The sequence below is a fragment of the Rhodococcus sp. NPDC057135 genome (assembly GCF_042670865.1).
Classification (GTDB): domain Bacteria; phylum Actinomycetota; class Actinomycetes; order Mycobacteriales; family Mycobacteriaceae; genus Rhodococcus_F.
In genome coordinates, this window is the sequence record NZ_JBHUUU010000001.1 from 108,419 (window position 1) to 122,000 (window position 13,582).

Annotated in this window: 13 protein-coding genes; 4 read left to right on the forward strand and 9 right to left on the reverse strand. The window is 64.8% G+C overall.

Features of this window, described 5'->3' with window-relative positions; translation table 11 throughout:
- Nucleotides 1-45 precede the first annotated feature (45 nt).
- Both ACFT1A_RS00480 and ACFT1A_RS00485 read left to right on the forward strand, forming a co-directional pair.
- A complete protein-coding gene (locus ACFT1A_RS00480) occupies nt 46-1,413 on the forward strand; it encodes an FAD-binding oxidoreductase (RefSeq protein ID WP_024487653.1) in 1,368 nt (455 codons plus the stop codon).
- A gap of 140 nt (nt 1,414-1,553) precedes the next feature.
- The gene (locus tag ACFT1A_RS00485; protein ID WP_378445297.1) at nt 1,554-2,402 is read left to right on the forward strand and encodes a TauD/TfdA family dioxygenase; all 849 of its coding nucleotides are present in this window, start codon (nt 1,554-1,556) and stop codon (nt 2,400-2,402) included.
- Here the strand turns inward: ACFT1A_RS00485 and ACFT1A_RS00490 are convergent.
- The 3 genes from ACFT1A_RS00490 to crgA all read right to left on the reverse strand — a co-directional run bounded on the left by ACFT1A_RS00490 (nt 2,395) and on the right by crgA (nt 3,878).
- The gene (locus tag ACFT1A_RS00490) at nt 2,395-3,006 is read right to left on the reverse strand and encodes a TetR/AcrR family transcriptional regulator (RefSeq protein WP_378445299.1); all 612 of its coding nucleotides are present in this window, start codon (nt 3,004-3,006) and stop codon (nt 2,395-2,397) included. The genes ACFT1A_RS00485 and ACFT1A_RS00490 overlap by 8 nt on opposite strands.
- Nucleotides 3,007-3,015: 9 nt before the next feature.
- Complete coding sequence (locus ACFT1A_RS00495) at nt 3,016-3,507, reverse strand: PH domain-containing protein (protein ID WP_378445301.1); 492 nt, start codon at nt 3,505-3,507, stop codon at nt 3,016-3,018.
- A gap of 107 nt (nt 3,508-3,614) precedes the next feature.
- Complete coding sequence (gene crgA, locus ACFT1A_RS00500) at nt 3,615-3,878, reverse strand: cell division protein CrgA (RefSeq protein ID WP_003942576.1); 264 nt, start codon at nt 3,876-3,878, stop codon at nt 3,615-3,617.
- A 102-nt stretch (nt 3,879-3,980) separates the two neighbouring features.
- On the opposite strand from crgA, the gene ACFT1A_RS00505 reads away from it, so the two are divergent.
- Nucleotides 3,981-4,694 carry a DUF881 domain-containing protein gene (locus ACFT1A_RS00505; protein WP_378445303.1) on the forward strand — a complete coding sequence of 238 codons (714 nt, stop codon included), beginning with the start codon at nt 3,981-3,983 and terminating at the stop codon, nt 4,692-4,694.
- Between the two features lie 22 nt (nt 4,695-4,716).
- Nucleotides 4,717-5,382 (forward strand): aminodeoxychorismate/anthranilate synthase component II, encoded by a 666-nt coding sequence (locus ACFT1A_RS00510; protein ID WP_003942537.1) that lies wholly within the window; start codon nt 4,717-4,719, stop codon nt 5,380-5,382.
- A gap of 55 nt (nt 5,383-5,437) precedes the next feature.
- Here the strand turns inward: ACFT1A_RS00510 and pknB are convergent, their stop codons facing one another.
- Genes pknB through ACFT1A_RS00540 form a run of 6 tightly spaced genes read right to left on the reverse strand, consistent with a single transcriptional unit; the run spans nt 5,438 to nt 13,518 of the window.
- Nucleotides 5,438-7,363 (reverse strand): Stk1 family PASTA domain-containing Ser/Thr kinase, encoded by a 1,926-nt coding sequence (gene pknB / locus ACFT1A_RS00515; RefSeq protein ID WP_378445305.1) that lies wholly within the window; start codon nt 7,361-7,363, stop codon nt 5,438-5,440.
- Nucleotides 7,360-8,718 carry a protein kinase gene (locus ACFT1A_RS00520; protein ID WP_378445307.1) on the reverse strand — a complete coding sequence of 453 codons (1,359 nt, stop codon included), beginning with the start codon at nt 8,716-8,718 and terminating at the stop codon, nt 7,360-7,362. Before ACFT1A_RS00520 ends, pknB begins: the two co-directional genes overlap by 4 nt.
- A gap of 3 nt (nt 8,719-8,721) precedes the next feature.
- Nucleotides 8,722-10,188, reverse strand: coding sequence for a peptidoglycan D,D-transpeptidase FtsI family protein (locus tag ACFT1A_RS00525; RefSeq protein WP_378445309.1), 1,467 nt, complete (start codon nt 10,186-10,188; stop codon nt 8,722-8,724).
- Nucleotides 10,185-11,636, reverse strand: a complete 1,452-nt coding sequence (locus tag ACFT1A_RS00530) for an FtsW/RodA/SpoVE family cell cycle protein (protein ID WP_007735775.1) — start codon at nt 11,634-11,636, stop codon at nt 10,185-10,187. Before ACFT1A_RS00530 ends, ACFT1A_RS00525 begins: the two co-directional genes overlap by 4 nt.
- On the reverse strand, nt 11,636-13,057 hold the full coding sequence (locus tag ACFT1A_RS00535) for a protein phosphatase 2C domain-containing protein (RefSeq protein WP_378445311.1): 1,422 nt from the start codon (nt 13,055-13,057) through the stop codon (nt 11,636-11,638). The genes ACFT1A_RS00530 and ACFT1A_RS00535 overlap by 1 nt, the downstream gene beginning before the upstream one ends.
- Entirely contained in the window at nt 13,054-13,518 is a 465-nt protein-coding gene (locus ACFT1A_RS00540; protein WP_003943418.1) for an FHA domain-containing protein, read from the reverse strand. The genes ACFT1A_RS00535 and ACFT1A_RS00540 overlap by 4 nt, the downstream gene beginning before the upstream one ends.
- Between the last annotated feature and the right edge of the window lie 64 nt (nt 13,519-13,582).

A 13,582-nucleotide genomic window follows, 5' to 3' on the forward strand; every position in this document is an offset into this window, starting at 1 on the left:
TAAATCTACATGGGGTGGTGTAGTCGCCGTCACTATCGTGGAGGCATGACACTCCTCGAGGCGCTCGGCTCGCAGATCGATGCGGATCGACTGATCACCGACCCCGACATCATGGCGAGCTACATCCACGACGACGCCGAGTGGGCTCCGTACGAGATGCCGGTCGCCGTGGTCCGTCCGCGCACAGCCGAGCAGGTACAGACGGTTGTGCAAGCGTGCATCGCCCACGGTGCGCCCGTCGTGACGCGCGGCGCCGGTACCGGATTGTCGGGCGGAGCCAACGCGGTCGCTGGTGGCGTCGTGATCGCCTTCGACGCGATGAATGCCATCAAGGAGATCAACACCCTCGAGCGTTTGGCCGTGGTCGAACCCGGAGTGGTCAACGATCACCTCCGCGACGCGTGCGCCGAGCACGGCCTCTGGTATCCGCCCGATCCGGCGAGCGCACCGTGGTCGACGATCGGCGGCAACGTCGCGACCAATGCCGGCGGCCTGTGCTGCGTCAAGTACGGCGTCACCAAGGATTACGTGCTGGGCATGCAGGTGGTCACCGGAACCGGCGAGCTGGTTCGGCTCGGGCGTCGAACTGCCAAGGGAGTGGCCGGGTTTGATCTCTCGGCGCTCATGGTCGGCTCCGAAGGAACTCTCGGTGTGATCACCGAGGTGACCGTCAAACTTCGTCCTCAGCGCGATCCCGAACGCACCATCGTCGGGTACTTCGACTCCATCGTCGCTGCGGGCAAGGCTGTCGAAGCTGTAGCTGCCGACGGTCTCACTCCGTCCGCCCTCGAGTTGATCGACCGACAGTGCCTGCTTGCCGTCGACGCCTGGAAGAACATGGGCCTCTCGGCCGACGCCGAGGTGGTCCTGCTCGGCCGCATCGACACACCCGGCGAGATCGGCGACGCCGAAGCCGAGCGAATGTTGGCCTGTTTCAACCGCTCCGGAGCCACCTGGAGTGCCAGGTCCACCGACCAGGAGGAAGCCGACGCCTTGTTCTCTGCCCGGCGTCTGGCGTACCCCGCCCTCGAGCGGCTCGGCCCGGTGCTCACCGAGGACATCTGTGTTCCCAAGGCGGCGGTCCCGGAAATGTTGGCGCGCATCGAGGCCATCTCGGCCAGGCACGACACGCACATCGCGAACATCGCGCACGCGGGTGACGGCAACCTACATCCGCTGCTCATCACGCCACACGACGACGAAGCGGCACGTCGACGCGCTCAGGCCGCTTTTGCCGAGATCATCGACAACGCCCTCGAACTGGGTGGAACCGTCACAGGTGAACACGGAGTCGGCCTGCTGAAGATGGGCGGCCTCGCGCAAGAACTGTCACCGGCGGTTGTCGCGATGCATCACGCGATCAAGGGCGCACTCGACCCGCACGGAATCATGAACCCCGGCAAGGTGATTTGAAAAGCCGGGTGATTTGAAAGGCAGGGTGATCTGAAGAGCCAGCTCCGTAACCGAATCGGTTTCCGGAGTTACACCGCCGAAACGGCGAGTCCCTACGCTGAGTTGAACCACTTGGTTCAACTCGATGTAAGGAGTCACGGATGTTCTCTTCCGACTTGACGCAGGCAAGTGTCGTTCCCCGGCGCGTGGACACGGTGGCAGCGGTTCGGGCTGCGATCGCACTCGACGGCGCCGCGGTTTACGGCGGGCTGCACACCGAGGAGGACGCGATTGCCTTTGCGTCGAAGTTGCTCGGTGAGAAGTACATTCGCGTCGGCCGACAGTTCGAGGCAAGCGCAAGAAGTCAGGATGCCGAGGCCGCCGTCGTCGACACCCAACCGGTGGACGAACGCGGCCGGAAGCGCTCGTTCGGCATCTCCGGCGAGCGGATGACTGCCCACAACGACGGTTTTGCGTTCGGTGACTACGCGCCCGACTATCTGTTTCTGTGGTGCAAGCGTCCGGCGTATCCGAGTGGCGGCGACTCGTTTCTCATCGATGCGCTCAAACTGACGCGGTTGCTCGCCTTCGATCCCGCAACCGCTGAATTGGCCGAATTCTGTTGGAGCACAGACATCGACCATTCGGAGCCGAACTTCCCGCAGAACTCCTTTGCGCCGATCGCCAGGACGGTCCCGAGTGGACGCAATCAGGTTCGGTATCACCCGTATCTCGCGCCGATCGCCGGTGAATCGGAAGTAGCGCAGTGGCCGCTGGTGAAGCAGTGGAGTGAGGCTGTGATTCACGTGCGCGACAGCGGTCCGATGTTCCGCGCCGAAGCCGGCGAGATGATCTGCATCGACAATTACCGGGTACTGCACGGCCGCGACGGATACACCGACCCCGGCCGTGAGCTGTACTCGATCTGGGGATGGTCGAGCGACGCCGTGGCAGTGCCGCAGCAGGCTCTCGACATCGTGCAACCAGACCTGGCGGCGCTCGCTATGTAATCGGCCTCGCCGCAGAATGCACGGTGGCAACAATCGATTCCGTCAGATGCCGGGCGGCACGGTCGACCACTGCGCGGTCGCCGCCACCGATCAGCGTCATCTGGAATCCGCGCCAGGCGGCGACGATCTCGTGTCCGAGAGTTTCGGCAAGCTCGGCGTCGACGCCGGTTTCGGCTATGGCGCGGGCAGTTTCGTCGGCCCATTCGTTGGCAACGCCCTCGAGGAGCGGGCGGTACTGCTCCGAGTCGAATGCGGCCACACCGAAGAGTTCGAAGAAGAGCCGATGGTAGGCAACAAGTTCGGGGTCGGCGAGGATGCCCCACGCGTAGTGTAGACGGTCCGCGATGGGGATCTCGGAATCGCGGATCAGATCGAGGAGGTGGGCGATCCCGGGAAAGCGAAGCCCGGCGCGGCGCAGTGCCTCGAGGAGCAGTCCGGCCTTGCTCCCGAAGTAGTACAGAAGCATACGATTGTTGGAGCCGAGTGCTCGGCTGAGCCCCCGAAGCGTTGCCGAGGAGACGCCGAACTCGAGGACGTAGTCGGCGGCGAGGTCGAGAAGGCGGTCGCGTTCTGAACCGCTTTGCGACCCGGGTGGACTACTCACCGCTCGACCCTACTTCTCGGGCGGCACCAAACCGTGGACAGCGAGCACGTCGAGGACGTCCTCCGGCGAGGTACCGAGATCCCAGCGTCCGAAGATCAACAGCTTCTCGGTGTCGGTGGGCCGGTCGACGATGTCGATCTCGAGCATCGGGACGCGTCGACCCAGACGCGGGTAGCGGACAAGCCGCACGCGGTCGATCTGTTCGCGGGTAAACGTGTGCCGGGCGCGCAGTCGCTGCACCGCGATCGACTTGGTTCCCCCGTCTTCGATCACGGCCAGGCGGGGACGCTGACGCAGAGCGAGACCGCCCATCACGAACAGCCCGATCACCGCGAGGGCGAGCAGGAAGCGTCCGGCCGGCTCCGTGGGCGCGACGATCGAGGCGATCGCGAGGGCAATTCCGCCGCCGAACATCGCGTAGACAACACCCATCGGAGTGGCCCACGAGACGACCTCCGTGGCGTTGTCACGAGGCTGTGGATGAAATTCATCCTCGAGCATGTGGATAACTTCCTAGGTTGTCCACAGGAGTTATCCACAATGGGGATGAATGACACCCATGTAATTGAAAGACGGTCACGATCCGGGTCGAATCAGATACTCGCTGGTCAGCGCCATCTCATGGTCATGACAAGGCCGACAACCATGAAACCGAAGCCGACGAGGAAGTTATAGTTTCCCAAGTCGTTCATCCACGTGATCGAATCCGCGGCCAAGTAGTACACAATCAACCACGCCAGGCCGACGAGCATGAATCCGAGCATCACGGAGACGTACAACGTGCTCGACGGACCCATCTTCACCTTCACCGGAGTGCGGTTTGCCGGGTTGACTGTGTAGTCGTTCTTCTTACGGACCTTCGACTTGGGCATGACGTCCTCGCTCTACGGTGTGACCTGCATGTGTTACCTACACGCTAACGTAGCTGTGTCCAGTTGGTCACCGGCCGACCTGCACAATCCGGGAGGAGCCACGTGTCTTCGGGTGAATCTTCACGAAGCGTCTGGCACATCGGTGTACTTGCCGTCTGCCTGGTAGCCGGTCTGATGGTCGCCACGGCGCAGCGATCCGCCGAGGAAAATCAGCTGCAGGTCACCGAAAGCACCAGGCTCTCCGATCTGGTTCGCAGCGCCCAGGCCAATGCCGAAAAAGTCTCGGCCGACCGGGACGAACTTGCCGCCCAGCTCGATTCGCTGCAGGAAGACGCCGCTCGGTCCGACGCCGGAGTGGCCGCAGCTCTCGGTGACATCAAGAACATCTCCGCCGACGCGGGACTGACGGAGATGACCGGACCTGGTGTTGTGGTCACCATGACGGACGCCCCGCGCAACGCCGACGGCAAGTACCCGGTCGACGCCACCCCGGACGACCTCGTCGTGCATCAGCAGGACGTCCAGAGCGTCCTGAACGCACTGTGGGCGGGCGGCGCCGAAGCGGTGGGCATGCAGGACCAACGGATCATCAGTACGTCGGCGCCGCGGTGCATCGGAAATACCCTCCTTCTTCACGGTCGCACCTACAGCCCGCCGTACGTGATGAGTGCCATCGGCGACGTTGCGCGCCTCGAGGCGGCACTGGCCGCCGAACCGGGCATTCGGATCTACAAGCAGTACGCGACCCGCTTCGGCCTCGGGTACACGCAGGCAACGCCGTCGCAGATCACGGTCCCCGCCTATACCGGCGGATAGCACGGGCGTTTACCCTGCTCTCATGAGGATTCTCGTCGTCGACAACTACGACAGCTTTGTGTTCAACCTGGTGCAGTACCTCGGCCAGCTCGGAACCGAAGCCGTGGTCTGGCGCAACGACGATCCACAACTGACGGCCGACCTCGAGGGTGCAGTAGCTCAGTTCGACGGCATTCTCCTGAGCCCGGGCCCCGGAACTCCACAGCGCGCGGGAGCGACGATGGATCTGGTGAAGGTCTGCGCCGACACCAAGACCCCGCTGCTCGGCGTCTGCCTCGGACATCAGGCGATCGGTGCGGCTTTCGGCGGAACCGTCGATCGCGCGCCCGAACTGCTTCACGGCAAGACGAGCCTGGTGCACCACAAGGACGTCGGCGTCCTGGCCGGACTGCCCGATCCGTTCACCGCTACCCGCTACCACTCGCTGACGGTTCTCGAGGACACCATTCCCGAGGAACTCGAGGTGACTGCCCACACCGAGAGCGGCGTCGTGATGGCGATGCGTCACCGCGAACTTCCGATTCACGGCGTCCAGTTCCACCCCGAGTCCGTCCTCACCCAGGGTGGACACCGGATGCTCGCGAACTGGCTCGCAGTCTGCGGTGAGGCGCCCCCGGAAGGACTCGTCGCAGCCCTCGAGGCCGAGGTGGCGTCGGCGCTCGGTGGAGCCCTACCCGCAATTCTCTGACACCTGTCCACAAAAAAGTGCCTCCCGGAAATCTCCGGGAGGCACTTTTCACTTGCTAGCGGTTGGGGATTCCCAGCGCTCCGACGCTGACGGTGATGACCGCGTCCTTGGAGATCTCCGATCCCGGAGGCTGCGTCTGCGACATGATCTTGCCCACCATCTCCGGGGTGAGCGTCGTGCTCTGGTTCTGCACCAGCTGCGACGCGGTTCCCGCCCAGCCGGCTGCGCGAAGCGTGGTCAACGCCTCCGACACCGTCTTGTTGGTGAGATCCGGCATCGCGACCTGGTTGCCGTTGGACACTCGCAGCGTCACGGTCGAACCCTTGGTGGCCGACGTGCCGCCAGTCGGGTCGGTCGAAACAACCTGTCCCTTCGGCAGACCCGAATCGATCTCCGTGATCTGCACGACGAACCCGGCCCCTTCGATGTTGGGCCTCGCCACCTCTTCACGCTGACCGGTCACATCCGGGACACGAACCTGCTCCGGACCGGTGCCGACGGTGATCGAGACCGCGGAATCGAGAACAACCGACACTCCGACGGCAGGATCCTGATTGACGATCTTGTCGACCTCGGCAATGGTCGACGCGGCCTTGCCGATGGTCGGATCAAGTCGGAGTCCGACGGAGTTGAGCTTCTTCTCGGCGTCGTCCTGGCTCAGGCCGGTCAGGCGCGGGATCGCGACCTGCTCGGGTCCGGTGGACACGTCGATGGTGACGGTGCTGCCCTTCTCGATGCGCACCCCGGCAACCGGACGCGTCGTGATGACGTTTCCGGCGGCGATCACCTTGTCCGTCTTCTGCTGACGCTCCACCTGGAATCCGGCGTTTGTCAGCGTCGCCTCGGCGACGTCGGCGGGCTGGTTGGTCAGGTCACCCGGAACGGTCACCATCTCGACCTTCGGCGAGTTCACCCGAATGAGGAAGAACGTCACCAGACCGATCACCAGAAGCGCCGCGATGCCCATCAGGGCGTAGCGTCCGCCCTTCTTCTTGGCAGGCGGCTCGGCAGCGCGAGTTGTCCTCGTAGCAACCGGCTCGACCGGATCAGGAGCAGTGCGGTAGTTCCCGGTGTCGGAGCCGACGGCGCCGAGGATGGTGGTACGGTCCTCGTCGTTCATCACCATCGGAGCACTCGGACGCTGACCGCCCAGAACGCGTACCAAGTCGCTGCGCATGTCGCCGGCGCTCTGGTAGCGGTTGGCCGGGTTCTTGCTCATCGCCTTGAGAATGATCGAATCCAGCTCGCGCGGAATGTCGGGATTGATTTCCGACGGCGTCTGCGGATCCTCACGAACATGCTGGTACGCGACGGCGACGGGTGAATCACCCTTGAACGGCGGCTCGCCCGTCAGAATCTCGAACAGCACACAGCCGAGCGAGTAGACGTCCGAACGCGCGTCCACCTGCTCTCCGCGCGCCTGCTCCGGCGACAGGTACTGAGCGGTGCCGATCACGGCCGCCGTCTGCGTCATCGGACTCGACGCGTCGGAAATGGCACGTGCGATACCGAAGTCCATCACCTTCACGGCGCCGGCGCGGTTGATCATGATGTTGGCGGGCTTGACGTCGCGGTGCACGATGCCGTTGCGGTGGCTGAAGTCCAAAGCGGCGCAGACGTCCGCGATCACTTCCATCGCCTTGCGCGGAGTCATCGGCCCGGTGCTGCGCACGATGTCGCGCAACGTGTCGCCGTCGACGTACTCCATGACGATGTACGGCAGCGGCCCGGCGTCGGTCTCGGCTTCACCGGTGTCGTAGACGGCAACGATTGCGGGATGGTTCAGCGCGGCAGCGTTCTGCGCCTCACGACGGAACCGCAAGTAGAACGTGGGGTCGCGCGCGAGGTCTGCACGTAGCACCTTGATCGCGACGTCGCGGCTGAGTCGGAGGTCGCGCGCCAGGTGAACCTCGGACATTCCGCCGAAGCCGAGAATCTCACCCAGCTCGTAGCGGGAGGAGAGATTGCGGGGTGTCGTCATTGGTCTTGTCCTAGCGGTTCTTCAGCGTCTCCGGGATCCGCCAACGGCTCAGTGGTCGTTGTGGTCGTCGTTGTCGTCGTGGTGGTGGTTGTGGTCGTCGGAGTGGTTGTTGTCGTGGTCGGCGTTGTTGTGGTGGTTGTGGGCTCGGTCGTGGTTGTCGTCGGCCGAGTCGTCGTTGTTGTCGGCTCGGTGGTCGTCGTCGTCGGCCGAGTTGTTGTCGTGGTGGGCTTGGGCGTCGTCGTGGTCGGCAACGTCGTGGACGTGACGACGGGCGGCGTCGGGTCGCTCGGACCGTCGGTCGCGATCCAGACTCCACCGATGATCAACGCCAACAAGATCAATCCGCCGCCGGCCCATGCCACGGCCTTCTGCCCACTGGTCATTCCGCCGGCTGCCGCGTCGTCCGCTGCAGCTGCGCCCGTCACCGGGCCCGCGTACGTCGGCGGCATGACCTGCGTGGCACCCGTCGCCGGCAACGCGCTCGCGGCGCCGGTAGCGAGTACGCCAGGAGGCGGTGGACGCCTACCCGCGCGGACAGCTGCGACGGCGTCGGCGAATTCGCCACCACTGGCGTAGCGGCCGGCCGGATCCTTGGTCAACGTGATGTCGATGAGCTCGCGGATGTTCGGCGGCAGGTCGGCCGGCATCGGCGCCGGAGTTTCCTGCACGTGCTTCATCGCGACGGTCAGCGCGCCGTCACCGGTGAACGGGCGTCGACCCGAAAGTGCTTCGTATCCGACGATTCCCAGCGAGTACACGTCACTCGCCGCGGTCGCGTCCTGACCGAGAGCCTGCTCGGGCGCGATGTACTGGGCAGTGCCCATCACCATTCCCGTGCGCGTGACAGGTGAGTTCTCGACGGCCTTGGCGATGCCGAAGTCCGTGATCTTCACCTGGCCCGTCGGTGTGATGAGGATGTTGCCCGGCTTCACATCGCGGTGCACGACACCGGCGTCGTGTGCGACCTGCAGAGCGCGGCCGGTCTGCTCGAGCATGTCGAGGGCATGCGGAACCGCCAGGCGGCCGACGCGTGCCAGGACAGCGTTGAGCGGTTCACCGTTGACGAGTTCCATCACCAGGTACGCCGTGGAATCACCCGAGCTGTCGCGGGTCTCGCCGTAGTCGTAGATTCCGGCGATACCGGGATGGTTGAGCTGTGCGGTGGTGCGGGCCTCGAAGCGGAAGCGCTCCAAGAACTCCGGATCGGAAGAGAACTCGGACTTGAGTACCTTGACGGCGACGCGACGGTTGAGCCGGGAGTCGGTGGCTTCCCACACCTGACCCATCCCACCGGTGGCGATGAGACGGATCAATCGGTAACGATCGGCGATCAAAGCGCCGTTGTTCAACGCCACGGTTCAGCCCCCTTGGATTCCGGCTGCGATGACTGCACGACCGATCGGCGCAGCAACCGAGCCACCGGTAGCGACAAGTCCGCGGTCACCACCGTTCTCGACGATGACGGCCACGGCGACCGTCGGATTCTGCGCCGGTGCAAAAGCGATGTACCAGGCGTGCGGCGGAGTTTCCCGCGGATTCACGCCGTGCTCCGCGGTACCGGTCTTGGACGCGATCTGAACGCCGGGGATCTTGCCGTCACCGCCGGTGAAGTTCTCCGAGCCGATCATCAGATCGGTCAGCGTTGCGGCCACTGCCGGCGAGATCGCCTGACCCATCGACACCGGTGACGGCGTACTGAGATCGGTCAGATCGGGCGCCTGCAACTGGGAGATCAGGTTGGGCTGCATCCGCACACCACCGTTTGCGACGGTCGCGGCGATCACCGCATTTTCGAGCGGGGTCACCGCAACGTCACGCTGGCCGATGCTGGTCTGGCCGAGGGCAGCGTCGTCGGAGATGTCGCCGACGGTGCTGTCTGCGACCGGCAGCGGGATCGCGGGAGTGTTGGGACCGATGCCGAAGGCGCTGGCCTCGTCCTTGATGGCGTCGGCGCCGTCCTTGATGCCCAGTTCGACGAAAGCCGTGTTGCACGAGCGCGCAAACGCCTCACGCAACGACGCCGTCGGATTGGGGCCGCAGGTGCTGCCGTTGTAGTTCTCGAGGGTCGTGCTGGTGCCGGGCAGCGTGATCTGCGGCGCCGCGGTCAGCTGGTCTTCCGGGGTCGCGCCGTTGCCCAGAGCTGCGGCCGTGGTGAGCACCTTGAAGGTCGAGCCGGGCGGGTAGGTCTGCGAGATCGCGCGATTGACCAGCGGATCGTTGGGGTCCGCGTTGAGCTCGTCCCACGCCTGCGTGGTTTCGGCGCCGTCGTGGCTGGCAAGCAGATTCGGGTCGTAGCTCGGGGTGCTGACCATCGTCAGGATGCGTCCGGTGCTCGGCTCGATGGCGACCACGGAACCGGTGTAACCCTTGCTGGTCAACTGGTCGTAGGCCACCTGCTGCATGGCCGGATTGAGCGTCGTGACGACGTTGCCACCGCGCGGATCGCGTCCGGAGACCAGGTCGAAGAAGCGCTGGCTGAACAACCGGTTGTCCGAGCCGTTGAGAATCGGATCCTCGGTGCGCTCGAGGCCGGCGCTGCCGTACTGCATCGAGTAGAAGCCCGTGACCGGTGCGTACGGGTACGGATTCGGATACTGGCGCAGGTACTTGTACCGGTCGTCGGTGGCCTGGGAGGCCGCCAGTACCTGTCCGGCCGCCGAGATCTGACCTCGCTGGCGTGAGTACTCGTCGAGCAGCACCCGCGAGTTGCGCGGGTCGGCTCGCAGGTCGTCAGCTTTGATGACCTGTACGTACGTGGCGTTGGCGAGGAGGGCGACGACCATCACCATGACGGCCATCGCGACGCGGCGCAGTGGAGTGTTCATACGCGCGGCATCATCTCGGTATTGGCGTCAGCGATTGGGGGCGGACCTTTCTTCTTCGTCACTACCGGCGCACGTGCCGCGTCCGAGATCCGGACGAGGATGGCCAGCAGTAGGTAGTTCGCGAGCAGCGACGAGCCGCCGTACGACATGAACGGTGTTGTCAGACCCGTCAGCGGGATCAGCTTGGTGACGCCGCCGACGACGACAAAAATCTGGATCGCGATCGTGAACGACAGACCGGCGGCGAGCAGTTTGCCGAAGCTGTCGCGCACTGCCAACGCCGTACGCAGGCCGCGCACGATGAGAAGCAGGAACAGCATCAGCACAGCGGCCAGGCCGATCAGGCCGAGCTCTTCGCCGATGGTCGCGATGATGAAGTCCGTCTTCGCGAACGGCACCTGATTGGGCCGGCCACTGCCCAGACCTGTTCCGGCGATACCACCGGTGGCCAGGCCGAACAGCGATTGCGAGATCTGATAACCGGTATTGGCGTAGTCGCCGAGCGGGTCCAGCCAGGTGTCGACGCGCACGCGCACGTGTCCGAACATCTTGTAGGCGAAGAAGAATCCGATGGCGAGCAGTCCGCCGCCGATCACCAGCCAGCCCACTCGCTCGGTCGCGATGTAGAGCATCACCAGCACGGTGCTGAAGAGCAGCAACGACGTACCGAGGTCGGTTTCGAAGACGAGAACGCCTACCGAGACGATCCAGGCGAGCAGGATCGGGCCGAGGTCGCGGGCACGCGGAAAGTCCATGCCCAGGAAGTGTTTACCGGCCGAGGTGAACAGGTCGCGCTTGGCGACGAGCACTGACGCGAAGAAGATGATGAGCAGGATCTTCGCGAACTCACCTGGCTGAATGCTGAATCCAGGCAGGCGAATCCAGATTTTTGCGCCGTTCACGCTCGAGAACTTCGCCGGCAGGATCGCAGGAATCGCCAGGAACACCAGGCCCGCGAGGCCAAGCGTGTAGCTGAACCGCGCCATCAGGCGGTAGTCCTTCAAGAACACGAGCAGCAACACGAAACCGGTGATCGCCAATGCAGTCCACATGACCTGCTGGTTCGCATCCGGAGACGGTGCCTCGACGCCGTTGTAGAGCGCTGTCTGTTCGTCGGCGAGGTCGAGTCGGTGGATGAGCACCAACCCGAGGCCGTTGAGCAGGGCGACGATCGGCAGTAGCAGTGGATCTGCGTACGGCGCATACCGCCGAATTGCCAAGTGCGCGATCAGGAACAAGCCCGTGTACGCGAGCGCGTACTTGGCCAGATCGAGAGTGATCTTCTGTTCCTGGCTCGCCTCGACGAGCAGAAGCGAGACCGTCGTGATGATGACGGCAAAGCCCAGGAGCAGTAGCTCCATGTTTCGACGGGTTGACTGGACCGGCGCCGGGGCAAAACCTCCGGGCGGACTCGGAAAAGCCGTCCCCGCAGCTGCGTTGGACGACATCAGTTGACCGTCCTGCAAGTCTGACCGGGAACTTCGGTCGGCGTAGGCGTAGTTGTGGGTGCCGTCGTCGGCGCAGCAGGATCCGCGGGCGGTACGGGGGGCGGCGTGGTCTCCGGTGCCGGCGGGGGAGTGGGCGCGGCCGTCGTTGTCGGAACCGGCTCACAACGAGGCAGCAGATCGCCGCCGATGAGACGGATCATCTGGCTCTGCGCATCTTCACGCTTGCCGGACGGCAGCCCGGCGCGCACCTGTTCCTGCGCCGACGGCTGCAGATCCGTCACTTCGAGGATGTTGCAGTTGCTGGGAATCGCATCGGGGGAGACGAGGGTCAGGACGTCGTCGTCGCCGACGCAACCCACCAGATCCGCGTCTTGCAGCGAGTAGCCGAGCACCGAACCGGGGATGCCGCGCAGCACCGTCACGCGGCCGTTGTCTTCGCCGACGTAGTAGTTGTTGCGGATGACGGCGCGGCCGATCACGGCGCCGACGCCGACCAGCGCGATCAGCACCACGGCGAGAACCACCCACCACAACCGGTTCCGCTTCTTCTTCGGTTCCGGTTCGGGTTGGGAGACAACTCGCTTGGGCGTCGCGCGCGGCGGACGCATGGCAGCGGCGCGGCCGGCCGCGGTGTTGGGGGGAGGGGCGTCCTCTTCCTCTTCCGTCGACGCGGCGCCCGCGACGATGGGATGAGACTGGCCGTAATCGAGGTCGATGACATCGGCGACGACGACGGTGACGTTGTCAGGACCGCCGCTGCGCAGCGCCAATTCGATGAGACGATCGGCGCACTGCTCCTGCGAGCCTTCGCGCATCGTGTTCTCGATGGTCTCGTCGCTGACCACGTCGGAGAGGCCGTCGGAGCAGAGCAGGTAGCGATCGCCGGCGCGGGCTTCGCGCACGGTGAGCGTCGGCTCGATCTCGTTGCCGGTCAACGCCCGCATGATCAGGGATCGCTGCGGGTGAGTGTGTGCCTGCTCGGCGGTGATCCTGCCTTCGTCGACCAGCGACTGAACGAACGTGTCGTCGCGGGTGATCTGCGTCAGGTGGTCGTCGCGCAGCAGGTAGGCGCGCGAGTCGCCGATGTGTACGAGACCGAGCTTGCTGCCGGAGAAGAGGATCGCGGTGAGCGTGGTGCCCATGCCGTCGAGTTCGGGTTCTTCCTCGACGTGATCGGCGATGGAATCGTTGCCCTCACGGGTGGCTGCTTCGAGCTTGCCGAGCAGATCCTCGCCGGGTTCGTCGTCGTCGAGATGCGCCAGAGCGGCAATCATCAACTGCGACGCGACCTCACCGGCCGCGTGTCCGCCCATACCGTCGGCCAAGGCCAACAGGCGGGCACCGGCGTACACGGAATCTTCGTTGTTGGAGCGCACGAGACCGCGGTCGCTGCGCGCCGCGTAGCGGAGAACAAGGGTCACGGGCGTAGCTCGATTACCGTCTTGCCGACGCGAACCGGAGTGCCCAGCGGCACGCGCACTGCAGTGGTGACCTTGGCGCGGTCCAGATAGGTGCCGTTGGTCGACCCGAGATCCTCGACGTACCAATCAGCTCCGCGCTGCGAGAGCCTCGCATGGCGCGTCGACGCGTAATCGTCGGTGAGAACGAGCGTCGAGTCGTCGGCGCGGCCGATCATGACGGGCTGAGAACCGAGGGTGATGCGGGTACCGGCGAGGGCGCCCTGCGTGACCACCAGGTACCGAGGCACCTTCGCCTTGCCCAGCGAGGGCAGGACCTTTCCGGCGCGGGTGTACCGCGGCGGAACCCTGACCCCGGAGCCGGCATAGATGTCGGAGCGGAGAGTGCGGAGGACTGCCCAGACGAACAGCCACAGTAGGAGCAGGAAGCCCGCCCGTGTGAGTTGCAGAATCAGGCCCTGCACGGCTGTCCACCTCCTTCTATGGCTCGAGCCCCGCCGCAGCGGGGTTCGAGCATTGTCGACTGGC

Bases quoted from the DNA above. Each gene is read 5' to 3' on its own strand.
- ACFT1A_RS00480 (WP_024487653.1), top strand. From the start codon at position 46: ATGACACTCCTCGAGGCGCTCGGCTCGCAGATCGATGCGGATCGACTG.
- ACFT1A_RS00485 (WP_378445297.1), top strand. From the start codon at position 1,554: ATGTTCTCTTCCGACTTGACGCAGGCAAGTGTCGTTCCCCGGCGCGTG.
- ACFT1A_RS00495 (WP_378445301.1), bottom strand. From the start codon at position 3,507: ATGCTCGAGGATGAATTTCATCCACAGCCTCGTGACAACGCCACGGAG.
- crgA (WP_003942576.1), bottom strand. From the start codon at position 3,878: ATGCCCAAGTCGAAGGTCCGTAAGAAGAACGACTACACAGTCAACCCG.
- ACFT1A_RS00510 (WP_003942537.1), top strand. From the start codon at position 4,717: ATGAGGATTCTCGTCGTCGACAACTACGACAGCTTTGTGTTCAACCTG.
- pknB (WP_378445305.1), bottom strand. From the start codon at position 7,363: ATGACGACACCCCGCAATCTCTCCTCCCGCTACGAGCTGGGTGAGATT.
- ACFT1A_RS00525 (WP_378445309.1), bottom strand. From the start codon at position 10,188: ATGAACACTCCACTGCGCCGCGTCGCGATGGCCGTCATGGTGATGGTC.
- ACFT1A_RS00530 (WP_007735775.1), bottom strand. From the start codon at position 11,636: ATGTCGTCCAACGCAGCTGCGGGGACGGCTTTTCCGAGTCCGCCCGGA.